Genomic DNA, 17,958 nt, shown 5'->3' on the forward strand with positions numbered 1-17,958 from the left:
ATCAACTGATAGGCTTGTACTCTTTAATAACACGTAATGTTTGTAAGGTCATATCTTCAGGACCTTGTACAGGTAAACCTGCTTCTAAGTTTTTCCTAATATACTCTAAGTTTTCTTGTGTAATAATTTCCCCCGGAGTAAAGATTGGAATCCCTGGCGGATAAACCATAACAAAATCAGCTATAATACGACCCGCTGCATTTTCAAATGGAATGACTTCTGTTTCCGAATAAAAAGCATCTCGAGGAGAAAGTGCTAGCACTGGAATTTCTGGAATCTCTACTTGTATTTGAACACCTTTATCTGCCCTATTTCTAAATGTTGCTGCTAAATCGTGTAAAGCTGCAATAAGTGTATTTGTATCACTTTCTGTATCTCCCAAAGTGATAAGACATAGTATGTTGTATAGATCTGAGAGTTCTACTTCAATGTTATATTGCTCTCTAAGCCATACTTCAGCTTGGTGGCCGGTAATACCTAAATCTTTTACAGATACAATTATCTTTGTTGGATCATAGTTAAAGGTAGCATCTGTACCTAACATTTCTTTTCCAGGACAGTAAAGATGCTCAATAGAATTTATAGCATCACGAACATGTTCAGCTAATTGTATTGTTTGTTCTATGAGTGCTGTTCCTTCTGTAGCAAGACGCTTTCTCGCAACATCAAGGGATGCTAACAAGATGTAAGAAGTTGATGTAGTCGTAAGCATGCTAATAATAGATTGGACATGCTTTACATTCACTAAGCCTTCTTTCACATTAAGAATAGAACTTTGAGTTAAAGAGCCTCCTAATTTGTGAACACTTGTTGCTGCCATATCTGCACCAGCTTGCATCGCTGACATGGGTAATTCATCGTGAAAATGAATATGAACACCATGAGCCTCGTCGACTAGTACAGGGATGTCATAAGAATGTGCTAATTGTACAATCTGTTCTAAGTCTGCAGCAAACCCAAAGTACGTTGGGTTAATAACAAGTAAGCCCTTTGCATCTGAGTGCTCTTCAAGTGCTTTTTTGACAGATTGAATTGTGATTCCATGAGAAATACCGAGCTTCGGATCGATTTCAGGATGCATGAAAATCGGTTTTGCGCCTGAGAAAATAATAGCTGACATTACTGACTTATGCACGTTTCGTGGTACTAGGATTTTGTCACCAGGACCGCAAACGCTCATCACCATTGTCATAATAGCACCACTTGTACCTTGAATAGAAAAGAAAGTATGATCTGCACCGAATGCAGCGGCTGCTAAATCCTGTGCTTCTTTAATCATACCTTTTGGATGATGTAAATCATCGAGTGGCGCAATATTAATTAAATCAATTGCTAATGCATTATGCCCAATAAATTCGCGAAATGTAGGATCCATGCCCTGTCCTTTTTTATGACCAGGAATATGGAATTGAATTGGATTTCGCTTACTGTGCTCAACTAAAGCGGTAAACAATGGTGTTTCGTATTGGGACAATCTATACACCCCTTCTTCTTCATAATATTTAGTGTAATTTGTTTTATATAATCCTGCTCTAAAAAGTTTAGTCTTTTTAGAATAAGGCTTGTTTTTCTGCCATTCAAAAAATCGTTTTTGAGATGGTAGCTTCACTTTACTTTCTATAAAACAAAAGCATTATATCACCAATAATTATAGATGTATAGAAAAAAATGTTTTTAAGGTGAGTATGTTTAATAGTTAGCCTCAATTAATGAATAGAGGAAGACAATTCCATTAAAATGAATAAATAGTGTATAATGCAGAGTGGCTATAATGAAGAATAAAATATTCTCTTTAAGATAGCATAATGAAACAAGAAGAAATGATAAATGAGGTGCGAAATGGAATATCAATATCCGTTAGATTATGATTGGTCAAATGAGGAAATGGTTACAATTGTTAAGTTTTATGAAGCGATTGAGAAAGCTTATGAAAAAGGGATTATAAGAGAAGAATTAATGGGTTTATATCGTCGTTTTAAAGAGATTGTTCCATCGAAAGCAGAAGAAAAGAAAATTGATAAAGAATTTGAAGAAGTAAGTGGATACTCTATATATCGTGCTATTCAAAGGGCAAAAGAAGTCGAAGAACAAAAGCTTGTAAAAATGTAAAAAATATTTTGAAAAATAAAAACTGAAGTGATATAATGTGATAACAACTAAAAACGGACAATATAAATTGTCCGTTTTCTACTATCGATTACAAAGTGCATATAAAGGAAGGAGTGATTGCATCGTAGATTCAATCTTAGCAAGGAATTGTTCGTTGGTCATTGCTGAAAACTCCTCTGGTGATATATGAATACCAACTAATAATTCTGCTTTTTTTACAGTAGCTAATCGTTCAATCATCTTTTGTAAGTCTTCGGTTTCAAGTGTTTTATGTAATTTCACACTTGGTTTAGTATGGTCAATGGACCAAACGAAGTCATTTGGAATATTTGTTTTTAAATCATTTAAATGTTCTAAGAAGGCATGAGCCGTCTCAACTTTTTGTGGACACTCATAGATTAAACCAAAGTATATGAAGGCATGAGTACCCCATAAGCCGATTTGGAAATGCGGTAGCATTTTATATCCTCGTTTATTTGTTGAAAAAGCAACCCAAGTATCGTTTGGTGGATTGACTTTGCGGCGTGCGTGTTTTGCAACATGATAAAAAAAGTTCTCATCAGTTTGTTTGGATAAGTATTCTGCAAATTGTTCCCCTAAAGCTTCTAGCTTAGGATGAATGTTCGTTTTAATTGCACTCATTCGTTCTTCGAGACCATCAACTGTAAAGACATCAAAATCAGTTGACTTGAATGTTTGTATTGTCATGATTGTTCCTCCAACTCCTATTTTGCTTTTATTTTAGCATAGCTTGTACTATTCATAAAAAAAACAGCACAAAAAAATTTAAATAAAAAAATATAATTTTGTTGCATAGATGATTTATCCAACATAGTATAGTATAAAACAAAAAATCAGAAAATTGAATTAATTCTAGTCCGAGGGCAGACGAATATTGGGAGGAGGCAAATAATATGAGACAGGTGATTAATGCGTTAAAGAGAACAGATGCTGAAAAGAGAATACCGGTGCTACGTTTGGAGCTAGATTATGAATTAGCAACTTTATATGATGCGATGATGGAAGATGATAAACAGAAAAAAGAAGAGTGTGTACAAAAGTTAGAAGTGTTAAGACTTGAAATGATTCGTTTAGAAGCGTAATAATAGTATATGTATAAAAAATTAGTTGGTGCGAACCTTATAAAGGGTTCGTTTTTTCTGTGAACAGTATAGATCGGAGTGTTTAAACATGCAAGAAGTATGGAAAGACATTGATGCACACGCCAAACGGTGGATTCGGGATGCAGGAGAGCATTTAATGGCATCAATGAAAAAAGCACTTATTATAGAAACAAAATCAAATGCAGCTGACTTAGTTACAAATATGGACCGAGAGATAGAACAGTTTTTAATTGGGAAAATTAAAGAAACATTCCCGAATCATAATATTTTAGGAGAAGAGGGTTATGGAGACGAGATAACGTCTTCTGACGGGGTTGTTTGGTTAATTGATCCAATTGACGGCACGATGAACTTTGTTCATCAAAAAAGAAATTTTGCGATTTCAATTGGGATTTATGAGAACGGTATCGGAAAGATTGGACTTATATATGATCCAGTGCATGATGAACTATATCATGCAGTCAAGGGATCTGGAGCTTTTTGTAATGATATATCAATTCCTCCACTGAAAAAAGGAACTGTAGAGCAAGGTATTGTAGCTTTAAATGCGATATGGCTTACAGATAATCCATTGCTTAATATGGAAAGTATGATGGCACTTGTTAAGAAAGCAAGAGGCACAAGATCATATGGCTGTGCAGCGTTAGAGATGGTATACGTTGCAACAGGAAGAATAGATGCATATGTAACGCCGAGATTATCACCATGGGATTTTGGCGGAGGACAGATAATTGTAGAAGAAGTTGGAGGTAAGGTGACGACATTCTCTGGAGCGCCACTTTCTATCATAGAGAAGAGCAGTGTGTTAGTTGCAAAACCAGGAGTGTATGAAGAAGTGTTATCGTTTATATGAGAGCAACAAAAAAAGTAAGAGGCTGTGTATAAGCTTCTTACTTTTTAGCGTTATTGTGATTTGCGCATTTTTCTTTTTGTTACAAAACCGTATCCAACTGTAACAAATGTGCCGATAATGCAAATAATAATACCGATTGGACTATTTTCAGCAATCATAATGCCGATACCGATTAAGAAAATAACACCGATAATTGCAGTTAATAAAAAGCGATATTGAATGTGTTCCATTTCTTCACCCTCCAATCTCATTTTACTTTCACAAAAGTAAGAATACAACTATATTTTCATTCTTGCTTTTATTTTAATTGCTATTGTATCCCCTTCGCTCTTATAATAGAGAAGGATTAAAAAGACATTAGGAGTTGGACATGTTGAAAAAACGACAAGATTTACGTAATATAGCAATTATTGCCCACGTTGACCATGGTAAAACAACACTTGTTGACCAGTTATTACGTCAAGCGGGGACTTTCCGTGCGAACGAACACGTTGAAGAACGCGCAATGGATTCAAATGATCTAGAAAGAGAACGCGGTATTACAATTTTAGCGAAAAATACAGCGATTCACTATGAAGATAAAAGAATTAACATTTTAGATACACCTGGTCACGCTGACTTCGGTGGAGAAGTAGAACGTATCATGAAAATGGTTGATGGTGTTTTACTTGTTGTTGATGCATATGAAGGTTGTATGCCACAAACACGATTTGTTTTAAAGAAAGCTCTTGAGCAAAACTTAACTCCAATCGTAGTTGTAAACAAAATTGACCGTGACTTCGCTCGTCCAGATGAAGTAGTTGATGAAGTAATCGACTTATTCATTGAGCTTGGTGCAAACGAAGATCAATTAGAGTTCCCAGTTGTATTTGCATCAGCAATGAACGGAACAGCAAGCTTAGATTCAAACCCAGCAAATCAAGAAGAGAATATGAAATCATTATTCGATACAATTATCGAACATATTCCAGCACCAATTGATAACAGCGAAGAGCCACTTCAATTCCAAGTAGCACTTCTTGATTACAACGACTACGTTGGACGTATTGGAGTTGGTCGCGTATTCCGCGGTACAATGAAGGTTGGACAACAAGTTGCTTTAATGAAAGTAGACGGAAGCGTGAAGCAATTCCGCGTAACGAAATTATTCGGTTACATGGGATTAAAACGTCAAGAAATTGAAGAAGCAAAAGCAGGGGACTTAGTAGCCGTTTCTGGTATGGAAGACATTAACGTAGGTGAAACAGTATGTCCAGTTGAACATCAAGATGCGTTACCATTATTACGTATTGATGAGCCAACACTACAAATGACGTTCCTTGTAAATAACAGCCCATTTGCAGGTCGTGAAGGTAAATACATTACATCTCGTAAAATTGAAGAGCGTCTTCGTTCACAATTAGAAACAGATGTAAGTTTACGTGTAGATAATACAGATTCTCCTGATGCGTGGATCGTATCTGGACGTGGGGAACTACATTTATCTATCTTAATTGAAAACATGCGTCGTGAAGGTTATGAATTACAAGTATCTAAGCCAGAAGTAATCATTAAAGAAGTTGATGGCGTAAGATGTGAGCCTGTAGAGCGTGTACAAATCGATGTACCTGAAGAATACACTGGTTCTATTATGGAATCTATGGGTGCACGTAAAGGTGAAATGTTAGATATGGTGAATAACGGAAACGGTCAAGTTCGCCTTACTTTCATGGTTCCAGCACGTGGTTTAATTGGTTACACAACAGAATTCTTAACATTAACTCGTGGTTACGGTATTTTAAACCATACATTCGATTGCTACCAACCAGTACACGCTGGACAAGTTGGTGGACGTCGTCAAGGTGTTCTAGTTTCACTTGAAACAGGAAAAGCATCACAATACGGTATTATGCAAGTTGAAGACCGTGGTGTAATCTTCGTTGAACCAGGTACAGAAGTATATGCTGGTATGATTGTAGGAGAACACACTCGTGAGAACGACTTAACAGTTAACGTTGTGAAAATGAAACAACAAACTAACATTCGTTCTGCGACGAAAGATCAAACTTCAACAATGAAGAAACCACGCCTAATGACTTTAGAAGAATCATTAGAGTACTTAAACGATGACGAGTTCTGTGAAGTAACTCCAGAATCAATTCGTCTACGTAAAAAGATTCTTGATAAGAGTGAGCGCGAAAGAGCTGCTAAGAAAAAGAAATCTGTTGAAGCGTAAAAATAAAAAAACAACGCCCTTTATAAAGGGCGTTGTTTTTTTATTTTGTTTATTTTTTAGAATATTTACTCATTTTTGTGGACAGTATTTTTTTTGCGAGTTACTCTTGTATTAAGTGTATAAAGAAAATTGCATTTTACTGCTAGGGGGGAAGAGTGTGTTAGAAAGGATGTCTTTTTTTGCAAAATTGTGTAAGGTAGATGAAAATCCAGAGTTAGGAATGTGGTTACTTTATGGGACGATTATTATATTAAGTGCTCTCGTTTATAATTTAGGGTTTGCTAGAAAGTTGTCTGTACTAAAAAATATTGTGATATACATATCATTAGCAATTGGATGCACAGTATTAACCTTTTTTGCTGTGTTTTTACCTGTTGGAGAAGGACTTGTTGTAGCGGCAATTGTACTTGGAATTTATAGATTGCGTTTGCGTCAAGCGAAACAACAAAAAGCAGGATAAGGAAGGGGAGTTTTCATGCGTTCAGTACAAGATGCACTATATAATTGGTTAACAATTAAAACAGTTGCGGAAGCACGCCCAGATGATAGTGCTGCAAAAGAAACATATTTGTTATTTCAAAATATGATATATGAAGAACATAAATTAAGAAATGTGGAAGTCGAAAAGAACGAGGAAATGTATTTAATTACATATGAAATGAATGGAGAACGGAAATCTGCAAGGTTTCCGTTAGAAGCCATTGATTGTTTTTTGGATCAGATGAATCGTGAACCAGAAAAATATAAATAAGTCCTTATCTATATGAGTAAGGACTTATTTACATTTTACCAATCATCTTCGATTTTTTTATCACGATATAATCGGAAATTACCACTTGCATGACGTTCCATTGTACGCTCTGCAATTCGTTCCGAACATTCCATGCACATATATGTATGAATAGGGCGATTACGCAGTTTTTTTGCCATAGGATTTTCATCATCTAACATATCTTTTTTATCACAAATCATACATTTGACTCTCATTTCGTCACCTCAATACGAATTCTATCAGTATAAGTATATCATGGAAGTATAATGTTTTTGAATAATAGTGGGAAAAAATAATATTTTCGCAATTCAAAAAATAAGTTATGATAAGGATATACCAAGTATGTTTGGAGGTGAAAATATGGCGAATGTAGTAGAGCCTACCTTAACAGAGGATTTAGTACAAACGTTGCGTAAAGAGTGTATTGTTATGATAGCAACGACAGATTTCGAAAAGCAAGTTCCTAACGTAAGTGCTATTTCTTGGGTGTATGCAGTGAGTAAAACTAGTATTCGATTTGCAGTAGATCAACGTTCACGTATTGTGGAAAATATACGGCATAATACAGGTGTGGTATTGACTATAATGGCGAATGAATCCGTATTTTCTATAAGTGGTGCAGGTGAAATTTTGACAGATAGAATGGAAGGTATTTCTCTAAAATTAACTGTAATAGAAGTAAATGTGCAAGAAGTGCGTGATGTTATGTTTTATGGAGCGAAACTTGCAATTGAACCAACATATGAAAAAACATATGATCTTCGGGCAGCGAAAAAGCTGGATAATGAAGTGTTAGTAGGGATAAGAGAATTATAAAGATGCTAAATAGGAAATTCGTTTATTCACTTTTGTAATCGGTTATTGTGATTTAACGTTAATAATTATAATAAAAAGTAATATATTGAATAGAAATGAATAAAGAATAAATAAAAGGTTTAATGACTATGATTTTCGATTCTACCTCGTTTACACGGTACATATAATTATAACAATGGTTCGTCCATATTGTATGGATGAAACCCTTGTTCTACAAATTTAAAAGTGGAGTCAGGGGGTAACAGGTTGGATAAAATTTATGTGTTAGATACGAATGTACTTTTGCAGGATCCTTTATCTATTTTTTCATTTGAAACCAATGAAGTAGTGATTCCAGCAGTTGTATTAGAAGAGGTTGATTCGAAAAAACGTTATATGGATGAAGTAGGACGAAACGCTCGTTATGTATCTAAGTTAATAGATAAATTTCGTGAAATAGGAAAGCTGCATGAAAGTATCCCGCTAGAAAACGGCGGAACATTTCGTATTGAATTGAACCATCGTTCATTTGTTCAACTACAAGATATTTTTGTAGAAAAAACAAATGATAATCGAATTTTAGCTGTAGCAAAAAATCTATCTTTAGAAGAACAGGAAAAAGAGGACGGGAAGTCTGTTATTTTAGTAAGTAAAGATGTACTCGTAAGGGTAAAAGCTGATGCAATTGGTTTGAAGGCTGAAGATTATTTAAGTGATCGCGTAATTGAAGTAGAAAATATATATTCTGGTTTTTTAGAAGGATATATATCAAAAGAACAATTGGATTATTTTTATGAGAAAGGTGAATTGCCTCTATCTGAAATTGCGAATCATCCTTTTTACCCAAATCAGTTTGTAGTGATGAAAGATGCATTAGGGGGCTCTAGTTCTGCTCTTGGCATTGTGGATCACTTAGGTAAGAAGGTAAAGAAACTTATTTTTCACAATGAACAAGTATGGGGGATACGACCACGAAATGTGCAGCAAATTATGGGATTAGAATTGTTGCTTCGTGAAGATATTCCGCTTGTAACGTTAACGGGGAAAGCCGGCACAGGAAAAACGTTACTTGCGTTAGCTTCGGGACTTATGCAAACAGAAGACTTAGGGTTATATAAAAAATTACTTGTGGCAAGACCAATTGTTCCAGTCGGAAAAGATATCGGTTATTTACCAGGAGAAAAAGAAGAAAAGTTAAGACCATGGATGCAGCCAATTTTTGATAACCTAGAGTATTTATTTAATACGAAAAAGCCAGGAGAGTTAGATGCTATTTTAGCTGGAATGGGTTCGATTGAAGTAGAAGCCCTTACTTATATACGCGGGAGAAGTATTCCAGATCAGTTCATTATCATTGACGAAGCACAAAATTTAACAAAGCATGAAGTGAAAACGATATTAACTAGGGTAGGGGAAAAGAGTAAGATTGTATTGATGGGAGATCCTCAGCAAATTGATCACCCATATTTAGATGAATATAATAATGGCTTAACATATGTTGTAGAGAAGTTTAAAGAACAGCGTATTAGTGGTCATGTGAAGTTTGTTAAAGGTGAGCGATCTAATTTAGCTCAACTAGCAGCAGATTTATTGTAAAAAGGAGTGAGCTTAAGCTCACTCCTTTTCTTTAAATAATTGTAAATTTACGGATGTTACGGATTGGATTTTGTTGATTAGATCCATCATTGAAATAGAGATGAACAGGTCCGTCTTCTTTTAATGGTTTTCCTTCTTTTGAAAAGCCTAGTATAGCATTTTTGACAGTTTCTAATGGAAGTGTCATTGTATGATCTACCGTTTCAATTTCAACTTGCGTAGCGTCCTCTAAAATTTCAGCGTTAGCAAGAAATGGATGAAATGGTATACCAAATGTTCCAGTAATCAGCTGTTCTTTTTTATATTTCTTCACACTTTGTTGTATTGGAGGAAAAGCGGCACCATCACGGATTTCGCGATCCCAATGTTCTGAAGTGTTTTTTAAATAAGTTTCTAGTTCAGACGTGTTTTCTCTAGTTTCATCAAAGTAAGTTGTCAAATCTACTTTTCGATCATCAAAGATCCAAACAGTTGGATCAATAGTGATTGGAAAACGTACTTTTCCGTTAATAAATAAAATTTCGCTCATTGTTGTTCCCCCATTTGTGTTATACTCCCACTTTTCAGTATAATAGTATTAGACACTGTTGTCACAAAAAATGTTTCTATTGCAATTTATTAAAACTATCGCTAATATTAATAGATAGGATAGAGGAGAGTAGGACGGAAACGGAGGGAATCAATTTGGCGTCTGAGACAGTAGCAAATCATCAGGAAAAGGCACTAGCCCTTCTACAAGCGGATGCAGAGAAGATTTTAAGACTTATTAAGGTGCAAATGGACCATCTTACAATGCCGCAATGTCCATTATATGAAGAAGTGTTAGACACACAAATGTTTGGACTATCCCGCGAGGTCGATTTTGCGGTTCGCCTTGGTCTTATTGCAGAAGAACAAGGGAAAGCAATGTTAGGTGAGCTCGAACGTGAGTTATCTGCACTTCATGAAGCATTTACAAACAAACAACAATAACGGGTTCAAATAAGGGGGCTCAAACTAAATTAGTTTGAGCTTTTTATTTGTATAATAAAGCAGGAAGAATCAATGTACATATGGAATACAACAATAATTAAATTGAAACAGAAAGAGGAAATGAAATGAAAAAAGTATGGAAATCAATGGATTATTCATTATTACTTCCTCTTGTTATCTTATGTGTGCTGGGAGTAATAATGGTATATAGTTCTAGTTCCATTGTTGCGATTTCGAGGCATAACTGGCCGGCAAATTACTTTTTTAAAAAACAATTAATAACTTTAGCTATTGGAACGGTATTGTTAGTAATTGTAGCTTCGTTACCTTATAAGTTTTGGAGAAAACGAATAATTTTATCGGCGATGGGGCTAGGGAGTATTGCTTTACTAGCAGCAGCCTTGATTTTTGGTAAGGAAATAAATGGTGCAAAAGGTTGGATATTAGGTATACAGCCCGCTGAATTTGTTAAATTATCGATTATTATTATATTAGCTCGCTTTTTTGCAAGGAGACAAGAAACAAATACACCTGTTTTTAAAGGGTCGGGACTTACACTTGGTTTTGTTGGAATGGCAATGTTTTTAATTTTAAAGCAAAATGATTTAGGTACCGATTTGTTAATTGCAGGAACAGTAGGGATTATGTTTCTTTGTTCAGGAGTAAGGATTAATTTATGGATTAAACGAATTGTTTTAACTTCTATAGTATGGATTCCAGCTCTATATTTTTTGGCTAATTATAAATTAAGTGGATATCAAAAGGCACGTTTTTCAGTTTTTCTTGATCCATTCAATGATCCTCAGAATGATGGATTCCAATTAGTAAATTCTTTTATTGGAATTGCTTCAGGAGGGCTAAATGGTCGAGGATTAGGAAATAGTGTGCAAAAATATGGTTATTTACCAGAACCTCAAACAGATTTTATTATGGCTATTATATCTGAAGAATTAGGTTTTATTGGTGTAGCTATTATTTTAATTTGCTTGCTACTTATTATTATTCGTTCATTCAGGATTGCTCAAAAATGTAACGATCCTTTTGGAAGTTTAATTGCAATCGGAATTGCAAGTTTAATAGGAGTACAAACTTTTGTTAATGTTGGTGGTATGTCTGGATTAATACCGCTTACTGGAGTGCCTTTACCGTTTATTAGTTATGGTGGAAGTTCCTTAATAGCTAATCTACTTGCAATGGGAATACTACTTAATATTGCTAGTCACGTGAAACGACAAGAGAAACAACAGAATGGTGTAATGAAAGAAAGAGAACAAAATGGACCACATCTTGTAGTTGTAAAATAAAAACACATTGTGCTTTAGAGCATGATGTGTTTTTTATTTTTAAGTAGTTTTAAATATGATGTACTAATTTCTCTTTCAGTTAAAAGATATATCACATTAAGTTAAATGTGATATACAATTAAGTTGTTAGAAAAGGAAGAGGTATGCTATACTATTTTTGTGAAACAAATTGCACAGAAAACTTATCATTTGTTAGAAAATAAGGTATGATGGATAAAAATAAAGTGAAGCTTTCTAAGTATAATATAATGTGGAAAGTGAAGAACTTCACGCTTTTTAAGGTGTGTATATATTTTATCTCTAGAGTGGTAGGAAAGTAGAGGGGGAAAATCATGACAAAGCTGCAACGTATTCAAAAAGTATTGGTAGCTAACCGTGGAGAGATTGCAATTCGTGTGTTTCGAGCTTGTTCGGAACTTGGATTAAAAACAGTTGCAATCTATTCTAAAGAGGATAGTGGTTCTTATCATCGCTATAAAGCCGATGAGTCCTATTTAGTTGGGGAAGGAAAAAAACCAATTGATGCTTATCTAGATATTGAAGGCATTATTGAGATTGCAAAAAGTAATCATGTAGATGCAATCCACCCTGGATATGGTTTCTTATCAGAAAATATTCAATTCGCTAAACGTTGTGAAGAAGAAGGAATTATCTTTATCGGTCCGAAAAGTAAGCATTTAGATATGTTTGGAGATAAAGTGAAAGCAAGAACACAAGCGCAGCTAGCACAAATTCCAGTTATACCTGGTAGTGATGGTCCAGTAAATTCATTAGAAGAAGTCGAAAAATTTGCTGAAAAGTATGATTACCCGATTATTATTAAAGCATCCCTTGGGGGTGGCGGTCGTGGTATGCGTATTGTGCGTACTAGTGAGGAATTAGGAGAATCATATAATCGAGCGAAATCAGAAGCGAAAGCAGCTTTTGGTAATGATGAAGTTTACGTCGAAAAATTCGTTGAAAAACCTAAACATATAGAAGTACAAATTTTAGCAGATGAAGAAGGCAATGTTGTTCATTTATACGAGCGTGACTGTTCTGTACAACGTCGTCATCAAAAAGTTGTAGAAATTGCACCGAGTGTATCACTTTCAGATGATCTGCGTCAGCGTATTTGTGATGCTGCTGTGAAGTTAACGAAAAATGTAAACTATTTAAATGCAGGAACAGTAGAATTCCTTGTAAAAGATGATGAGTTTTACTTTATTGAAGTAAATCCACGTGTTCAAGTAGAACATACGATTACAGAAATGATTACGGGAGTAGATATTGTTCAATCACAAATTTTAATAGCGGATGGACATTCATTACATAGCAAAATGGTAGGTGTTCCGAAGCAAGAGGAAGTAGTTGTACATGGATTTGCAATTCAATCTCGTGTAACAACTGAAGATCCGCTAAATAATTTTATGCCGGATACAGGAAAAATTATGGCGTATCGATCAGGTGGTGGTTTTGGTGTGCGTCTTGATACAGGGAATAGCTTCCAAGGTGCAGTTATTACACCGTACTACGATTCTTTACTTGTAAAAGTTACAACTTGGGCACTTACTTTTGAGCAAGCTGCTGCAAAAATGGAACGTAACTTAAAAGAATTCCGTATTCGTGGTATTAAAACAAATATTCCATTCCTAGAGAATGTAGTAAAGCATAAAAACTTCTTATCAGGAGAATATGATACTTCATTTATCGATGCGTCACCTGAATTGTTCTTGTTCCCGAAACGTAAAGACCGTGGAACGAAAATGTTAAATTACATTGGTACAGTAACAGTAAATGGTTTCCCAGGAGTAGGGAAAAAAGAAAAACCAATATTCCCAGATGCTCGTATTCCATGTTTAAAACATTCAGAGCCAATCCAAAATGGAACGAAACAAATTTTGGACGAGCGTGGAGCGGACGGATTAGTAAAATGGGTACAGGATCAAAAACGTGTACTTTTAACGGATACAACATTCCGTGATGCACACCAGTCATTACTTGCAACTCGTATTCGTACAAAAGATTTACATCAAATTGCGGAGCCAACAGCGAGAATGTTACCGAACCTATTCTCAGCGGAAATGTGGGGCGGTGCAACGTTTGACGTTGCGTATCGTTTCTTAAAAGAAGATCCATGGGAACGATTACTAGATCTTCGTGAAAAAATGCCGAACGTGTTATTCCAAATGTTACTTCGTTCTTCAAACGCAGTTGGATACAAAAACTATCCAGATAATTTAATTCAAAAATTTGTGGAATGTTCTGCTCAAGCAGGCATTGATGTATTCCGTATTTTTGATAGTTTAAACTGGGTGGAAGGCATGAGAGTTGCAATTGACGCTGTACGAGACACTGGTAAAATTGCAGAAGCAACAATGTGCTACACAGGGGATATTCATGATCCACTGCGTAGTAAATATGATTTAAATTATTATAAAAATTTAGCAAAAGAGTTAGAAGCATCAGGAGCTCACATTTTAGGTATTAAAGATATGGCGGGCTTACTAAAACCAAATGCAGCATATGATTTAGTTTCTGCATTAAAAGAGACAGTGTCGATTCCAATTCATCTGCACACGCACGATACGAGTGGAAATGGTATATTAACGTATACGAAGGCAATTGAAGCAGGTGTTGATATCGTCGATGTAGCAGTGAGTTCTATGGCTGGTCAAACGTCACAACCAAGTGCGAACACGCTATACTATGCGTTAGGCGGAAACGAAAGACAACCAGATGTTAATATAGATTCTTTAGAAAAACTATCTCACTATTGGGAAGATGTACGCAAATACTATGCACCGTTTGAAAGTGGTATGAATGCCCCTCATACAGAGGTATATATGCATGAAATGCCGGGTGGGCAGTATAGTAATCTTCAGCAACAAGCGAAGGCGGTTGGTTTAGGAGATCGCTTCGATGAAGTGAAAGTAATGTACCGCCGTGTGAATGACATGTTTGGAGATATTGTAAAAGTAACACCATCATCAAAAGTTGTTGGTGATATGGCATTATTTATGGTTCAAAACCATCTGACAGAACAAGATGTTTTAGAGCGTGGACATGCGATGGACTTCCCAGGGTCTGTTGTTGAAATGTTCTCTGGTGATTTAGGTCAACCGTACGGTGGTTTCCCGAAAGAATTACAAAAGATTATTTTAAAAGGGAAAGAGCCATTAACAGTAAGACCAGGTGAATTACTAGAGCCAGTAGATTTCGAAGCGTTAAAAGAAGAATTATTCCATAAACTTGGACGCGAAGTAACGATTTTTGATGTAGTAGCATATGCTTTATATCCAAAAGTATTTATGGATTATGAAAAAGTTGCTGAGCTTTATGGAAATGTATCTGTACTTGATACACCGACGTTCTTCTATGGTATGAGACTAGGTGAAGAAATTGATGTAGAAATTGAACAGGGTAAAACATTGATGGTTAAACTAGTATCAATTGGAGAACCTCAGCCGGATGGAAACCGTGTTCTTTACTTGGAATTTAACGGTCAACCACGTGAAATTATCGTGAAAGACGAGAGTGTAAAAGCAACAGTTGCACAACGTGTGAAAGGAAACCGTGAGAATCCAAATCATATTAGTGCAACGATGCCAGGAACGGTAATTAAAGTAGTTGTAAAAGAAGGCGACGAAGTGAAAAAAGGCGATTCTATGGCAATTACAGAAGCGATGAAAATGGAAACGACAGTTCAAGCGCCGTTCAATGGTAAAGTGAAGAAAGTATATGTTAACGATGGTGATGCAATTCAAACGGGTGATTTACTTATTGAATTAGATCACTAAAATAAAAAAGAGCTGTGTAAATACAGCTCTTTTTTATTGCAAAAAATCCCTTGCCGAATTGGCAAGGGATTTTAGTTTTAAATTATTTTGTTTGTTTAGAAGTTGATTTGGCTTCTTTTGCATTCACTTTACTTCTTGTTCCTAGCATAACTAAATAGCATAGTACGGCAAACAAGCAAGAAATGAATAGAGAATGTAACAATGCCATCGCTAAACTAGCGTTTGTAAATACAACTAAAACTCCTACTACAGCTTGAAGTGTAACAAGGATAAATGAAATAATCCATCCCCAATATACTACAGGTTGCTGCTTGTAATGGCGAATAGCGAGAATCATCGCGTATAGTATCCAGGCGAAAATTAACATCGCTGCAACTCTATGGCCCATTTGAACCCATTCATGTAGTTGAGTTGGCATAGGTCTGTTTTTGCTACATAAAGGAAAGTCTGGACAGGCTAAGCTAGCTCGTTCGTGACGTACTAAAGCACCTGTGTAGACGACGATATAACTGTAAATTGTTACACCATAAATATGAAATTTCATTTTTTTGTCCATAATAAGTGAACGTGCATCAAATTTTTGGTCAATTTCAAAGATAAGACACGTTAATAAGATGACAGAAGCAAATGAAATTAAGGAAATACCGAAATGGATAGCAAGTACAGCTGGCATTTGTCCCCAAACAACTGCTGCTGCTCCCATTAATGCTTGTGCAACTAAAAATACGAAGGATAAAATTGCTAACGTTTTTGTTTCACGCACATGTTTATAATATTTCCAGGACAAAATACAAAGTAGAGTGACAAGAATTCCAGCTGATCCTGATGTTAATCGGTGGCTAAGTTCAATAATAGTTTCCATTGATAAATTAGATGGAACAAATTCACCGTTACAAAGTGGCCATGATTTACCACAACCTTGACCAGAACCTGTTTTTGTAACTAAAGCGCCTCCTAATAAAACTATTAATAAATCAAGGCTTGTAATGACTGCTAACCATTTAATAAAGCGTTGCAATCTCTTTCACCATCTTTCTGCTATGAAGTTATTGCGAAATATTTTCATTCCATTATGTATAGAATAAAACGCGCTAGTTCCTATGATATATAAAAAATAATAAAATAGCAAAGAAATGGAGGGGGAAGGAAAGGGAGAGAAAATAGGTGTAAAAACAGGGTTCGCAAGGAAAATTTTGGGTGAAAAATAGGCTATTTTGAAAAGAAATGGGGAGAATACGTGTTAAATAGGACAAAATAGTTTATTATAGAAGGTAACATCATGTTATGATAAGGACAAGTCAGAATGAAGTTTTTTATATTCGACACAAAAAGTTCATGTTTTCTTCACAAAATGTTCGGGAAATATGATTTAATATATTGGAGTATGGGCGTAGATTAGTAGTAGAATGGGTTAACAATGTTTCTACTGTAATAATATTGCTATATAGAAGCGAATTATTTCATTTGAAATATGCGCAAAAAGAAAGATGAAAGTTTTAAGAGGGGGTTAGAGTGATGAACCATGCAACAAGTGAGCTGCATGATGAGTCCGCTGTTACAAGTGTACCGGAAACAACTCGGTTACAAGATTTAAAAGCACTCGTTAAAATGGGGATTGTAAACTCAAATACACTTACTGTATTTACAGGATTTTGGTTGGCATTACACTTTAATGGATTAAGTGTAATGGACAATCTGGATAAGTTATTCTTTACAATCGTTGGTTCTGGATTAGTTATGGCAGGGGTATGTTGTTTAAACAACTACATTGATCGAGACATCGATCCATTAATGGAAAGAACAAAGACCCGTCCAACGGTTACTGGAAAGTATAAACCAGGATTTGCACTTACATTTGGACTAGTCATATTACTTCTTGGTTTTGTATTTTTATTATTAACAACACCAATGGCAGTCTTAATGGGATTTATTGGTGCTTTCACATATGTTGTTCTATATAGTTTATGGACAAAGAGAAAGTATACACTAAATACTGTTGTAGGGAGTATATCTGGTGCAGTTCCTCCTTTAATTGGATGGGCAGCAATCGATCCATCTTTAGGCCATCCAATTGCTTGGATGTTATTTTTAATTATGTTTATTTGGCAAATCCCACATTTCCTTGCATTAGCAATGAAACGTGTTGATGAATATCGAAATGCAGGAATTCCAATGCTTCCTGTAGTTCATGGATTTGAAATTACGAAACGCCAAATTATGATTTGGACAGTATGTTTATTACCACTACCATTTTATATGAGTGGACTAGGGATAACATTTATGGTAATTGCAACACTGCTTAACATCGGATGGATCGTTTTAGGATTTTATGGCTTCCGTAAGAAAGATGACATCAAATGGTCCGTGCAAATGTTTGTTTATTCCCTAAATTATTTAACAATCTTATTTGTATCAATGATTGTAGTTACATTCTTCTAA

18 protein-coding genes are annotated in these 17,958 nt (G+C 35.3%); 12 read left to right on the top strand and 6 right to left on the bottom strand.

Annotation, left to right across the window (positions count from 1 at the left end):
• Position 1: 1 nt before the first annotated feature.
• Positions 2-1,474, bottom strand: coding sequence for an arginine decarboxylase (gene speA / locus AU379_RS04535; protein WP_000084897.1), 1,473 nt, complete (start codon positions 1,472-1,474; stop codon positions 2-4).
• 365 nt (positions 1,475-1,839) lie between these two features.
• On the opposite strand from speA, the gene AU379_RS04540 reads away from it, so the two are divergent.
• On the top strand, positions 1,840-2,109 hold the full coding sequence (locus AU379_RS04540) for a UPF0223 family protein (protein WP_000456549.1): 270 nt from the start codon (positions 1,840-1,842) through the stop codon (positions 2,107-2,109).
• Positions 2,110-2,190: 81 nt separating this feature from the next.
• Here AU379_RS04540 and AU379_RS04545 read toward each other — a convergent pair whose 3' ends face one another.
• Positions 2,191-2,817, bottom strand: a complete 627-nt coding sequence (locus AU379_RS04545) for a DUF1054 domain-containing protein (protein WP_000155317.1) — start codon at positions 2,815-2,817, stop codon at positions 2,191-2,193.
• Between the two features lie 206 nt (positions 2,818-3,023).
• Here AU379_RS04545 and AU379_RS04550 point away from each other — a divergent pair, with 206 nt between their 5' ends.
• Both AU379_RS04550 and AU379_RS04555 read left to right on the top strand, forming a co-directional pair.
• The gene (locus AU379_RS04550) at positions 3,024-3,212 is read left to right on the top strand and encodes a hypothetical protein (protein ID WP_001250164.1); all 189 of its coding nucleotides are present in this window, start codon (positions 3,024-3,026) and stop codon (positions 3,210-3,212) included.
• Between the two features lie 88 nt (positions 3,213-3,300).
• Positions 3,301-4,086: an inositol monophosphatase family protein gene (locus tag AU379_RS04555; RefSeq protein ID WP_001158703.1), complete on the top strand. Its 786-nt coding sequence runs from the start codon at positions 3,301-3,303 to the stop codon at positions 4,084-4,086.
• A 50-nt stretch (positions 4,087-4,136) separates the two neighbouring features.
• Here AU379_RS04555 and AU379_RS04560 read toward each other — a convergent pair whose 3' ends face one another.
• Complete coding sequence (locus AU379_RS04560; RefSeq protein ID WP_000400127.1) at positions 4,137-4,316, bottom strand: DUF5325 family protein; 180 nt, start codon at positions 4,314-4,316, stop codon at positions 4,137-4,139.
• A 140-nt stretch (positions 4,317-4,456) separates the two neighbouring features.
• On the opposite strand from AU379_RS04560, the gene typA reads away from it, so the two are divergent.
• From typA to AU379_RS04575, 3 genes are all read left to right on the top strand, one after another.
• Positions 4,457-6,301 (top strand): translational GTPase TypA, encoded by a 1,845-nt coding sequence (gene typA / locus AU379_RS04565; protein ID WP_000914762.1) that lies wholly within the window; start codon positions 4,457-4,459, stop codon positions 6,299-6,301.
• A gap of 157 nt (positions 6,302-6,458) precedes the next feature.
• Complete coding sequence (locus AU379_RS04570) at positions 6,459-6,761, top strand: YlaH-like family protein (protein WP_000893662.1); 303 nt, start codon at positions 6,459-6,461, stop codon at positions 6,759-6,761.
• A 15-nt stretch (positions 6,762-6,776) separates the two neighbouring features.
• Complete coding sequence (locus tag AU379_RS04575) at positions 6,777-7,052, top strand: hypothetical protein (protein WP_001258147.1); 276 nt, start codon at positions 6,777-6,779, stop codon at positions 7,050-7,052.
• Between the two features lie 35 nt (positions 7,053-7,087).
• Here AU379_RS04575 and AU379_RS04580 read toward each other — a convergent pair whose 3' ends face one another.
• Positions 7,088-7,288 (bottom strand): YlaI family protein, encoded by a 201-nt coding sequence (locus tag AU379_RS04580; RefSeq protein ID WP_002082250.1) that lies wholly within the window; start codon positions 7,286-7,288, stop codon positions 7,088-7,090.
• A gap of 145 nt (positions 7,289-7,433) precedes the next feature.
• On the opposite strand from AU379_RS04580, the gene AU379_RS04585 reads away from it, so the two are divergent.
• The gene (locus AU379_RS04585) at positions 7,434-7,889 is read left to right on the top strand and encodes a pyridoxamine 5'-phosphate oxidase family protein (protein ID WP_000024597.1); all 456 of its coding nucleotides are present in this window, start codon (positions 7,434-7,436) and stop codon (positions 7,887-7,889) included.
• Positions 7,890-8,135: 246 nt separating this feature from the next.
• The gene (locus tag AU379_RS04590) at positions 8,136-9,464 is read left to right on the top strand and encodes a PhoH family protein (RefSeq protein WP_000358083.1); all 1,329 of its coding nucleotides are present in this window, start codon (positions 8,136-8,138) and stop codon (positions 9,462-9,464) included.
• Between the two features lie 31 nt (positions 9,465-9,495).
• On the opposite strand, the gene AU379_RS04595 is transcribed toward AU379_RS04590, so the two are convergent.
• The gene (locus tag AU379_RS04595) at positions 9,496-9,993 is read right to left on the bottom strand and encodes a hypothetical protein (RefSeq protein ID WP_001289809.1); all 498 of its coding nucleotides are present in this window, start codon (positions 9,991-9,993) and stop codon (positions 9,496-9,498) included.
• 155 nt (positions 9,994-10,148) lie between these two features.
• Here AU379_RS04595 and AU379_RS04600 point away from each other — a divergent pair, with 155 nt between their 5' ends.
• The 3 genes from AU379_RS04600 (at position 10,149) to pyc (ending at position 15,519) form a co-directional block, all read left to right on the top strand.
• On the top strand, positions 10,149-10,436 hold the full coding sequence (locus AU379_RS04600) for a YlaN family protein (protein ID WP_000135694.1): 288 nt from the start codon (positions 10,149-10,151) through the stop codon (positions 10,434-10,436).
• Between the two features lie 125 nt (positions 10,437-10,561).
• Complete coding sequence (locus tag AU379_RS04605; protein ID WP_000758413.1) at positions 10,562-11,740, top strand: FtsW/RodA/SpoVE family cell cycle protein; 1,179 nt, start codon at positions 10,562-10,564, stop codon at positions 11,738-11,740.
• 332 nt (positions 11,741-12,072) lie between these two features.
• Entirely contained in the window at positions 12,073-15,519 is a 3,447-nt protein-coding gene (gene pyc / locus AU379_RS04610) for a pyruvate carboxylase (protein ID WP_000164087.1), read from the top strand.
• Positions 15,520-15,601: 82 nt separating this feature from the next.
• On the opposite strand, the gene ctaA is transcribed toward pyc, so the two are convergent.
• Positions 15,602-16,537: a heme A synthase gene (ctaA, locus tag AU379_RS04615; RefSeq protein ID WP_001188746.1), complete on the bottom strand. Its 936-nt coding sequence runs from the start codon at positions 16,535-16,537 to the stop codon at positions 15,602-15,604.
• A 497-nt stretch (positions 16,538-17,034) separates the two neighbouring features.
• Here ctaA and ctaB point away from each other — a divergent pair, with 497 nt between their 5' ends.
• On the top strand, positions 17,035-17,958 hold the full coding sequence (gene ctaB, locus AU379_RS04620) for a protoheme IX farnesyltransferase (protein WP_001015058.1): 924 nt from the start codon (positions 17,035-17,037) through the stop codon (positions 17,956-17,958).

It is taken from the genome of Bacillus sp. JH7 (genome assembly GCF_001563515.1).
GTDB classification, from domain to species: Bacteria; Bacillota; Bacilli; order Bacillales; family Bacillaceae_G; genus Bacillus_A; species Bacillus_A cereus.